The sequence below is a fragment of the Streptomyces sp. NPDC031274 genome (assembly GCF_055570235.1).
This window is the reverse complement of the sequence record NZ_JBVIHP010000144.1, coordinates 1-1,814: the sequence shown is the minus strand read 5'-3', so window position 1 is coordinate 1,814 and position 1,814 is coordinate 1. Positions and strand designations below refer to the sequence as shown.

The window sequence follows — 1,814 nt, the reverse complement described above, 5'->3', positions numbered from 1 at the left end:
CGAGCACCCTGCCCATCCGGCGCACCCACCACCACCTGCAACTGCACAGCACCCGACTCCGGCAACACCAACGGAGCCTCAAGCGTCAGATCCTCAACCCGACCACAACCAGCCTCATCACCCGCCCGCACCGCCAGCTCCACAAACGCCGTCCCCGGCAACAGAACCGACCCATCCACCACATGCTCACCCAGCCACGGATGCGAACGCAGCGACAACCGCCCCGTCAACAAAAACCCATCCACATCCGGCAACGACACCGCAGCACCCAACAACGGATGCCCCGCACCCTCCAGACCAGCCGACACCACATCCGCATCACCCACCCCCGGCTCAAGCCAGAAGTGCTGGTGCTGGAAGGCATACGTAGGCAGGTCCACGACCTTGGCCCCGGGGAACACCATCGCCGGGTCGACCGCCATACCCCGGACCTGAGCTTCGGCAAGGGAGAGCAGGAACCGCTCCAGGCCGCCTTCGTCACGCCGCAGCGTGCCGAGAACAGCCGCGTCCACACCACTGTCTTCCAGCGTCTGCTGCACACCGATCGTCAGTACCGGATGCGCGGACGCCTCGATGAAGAACCGGTGGCCCTGCTCAGCCAACGCCCTCGTGGCCTCCTCGAAACGGACGGTCTGACGCAGGTTCGTGTACCAGTACTCCGCGTCCATCACCGTGGTGTCCAGCCAGTCGCCGGTCACCGTGGAGAAGAACGGCACGTCGGCCGTACGCGGCTCAAGTCCCGCCAGAACCTGCTGCAGTTCGGCGTGGATGGTCTCCACATGCGCGGAGTGCGAGGCGTAGTCGACCGGGATGCGGCGCGCCCGGACCTCGTCGGCTTCGCAGGCGGCAAGGAGGGCGTCCAGCTCGGCGACCTCACCGGAAACGACCACCGAGGCGGGGCCGTTGACGGCCGCGACGGAGAGTCCCTCGGTCAGCCGCTCGCGGACCTCGTCCACGGGCAGTGCCACCGACACCATGCCACCCAGACCCGACAGCGCCAGAATCGCCCTCGACCGCAGGGCCACCACCTTGGCGGCATCCTCGATCGACAGCGCACCGGCCACACACGCAGCCGCAATCTCGCCCTGGGAGTGACCCACCACGGCACCCGGCTTGATGCCGTACGAACGCCACAGCTCGGCCAACGACACCATCACGGCCCACAACACCGGCTGGACCACGTCCACCCGCTCCAGCGCCTCGGCATCATCGAGGACGTCGAACAGCGACCAGTCCACATACGAGGACAGAGCTGTGGCGCACTCGCGCATCCGCTCCGCGAACACCGGGGAAGACTCGATCAGTTCGGCAGCCATGCCCACCCACTGCGACCCCTGACCCGGGAACACGAACACACTCTTGCCGCCCGCACCCAAGCTGACGCCACTCACCGCACGGGCATCAGCACCACCCGAAGCAATCGCCCGCAGCCCCTCCTGCAGCGACTCCAGATCACCACCCACCACTGCGGCACGGTGCTCCAACGCCGCACGCGACGTGATGAGCGAGTACCCCACATCCGCGGGCGAGGCCCCGGCATGCGCATGCTCCGCAACGTGTTCAAGCAGCCGCTGGGCCTGCGCCTTCAGCGCTTCCTCCGACTTCGCCGACAACATCCACGGAACAACCGACGGAACCGACGCAGCCGGCAGCCCTTCCTGCCCCTCCCGCTCCTCCTCATCGAGTTCCGGTGCCTCTTCGAGAATGATGTGCGCGTTGGTGCCGCTGATGCCGAACGAAGACACACCCGCACGCCGCGGACCGTTCTCCCGCAGCCACTCACGGTTGTCGGTCAGCAGCTCGACAGCCCCTAC

1 protein-coding gene is annotated in these 1,814 nt (G+C 67.1%); it reads right to left on the bottom strand.

Annotated features, from left to right (window positions below; all coding sequences use genetic code 11):
- Positions 1–1,814, bottom strand: a 1,814-nt coding sequence (locus ACZ5CR_RS44355) for an acyltransferase domain-containing protein (protein WP_468869098.1), incomplete at both ends; no start/stop codon positions are given.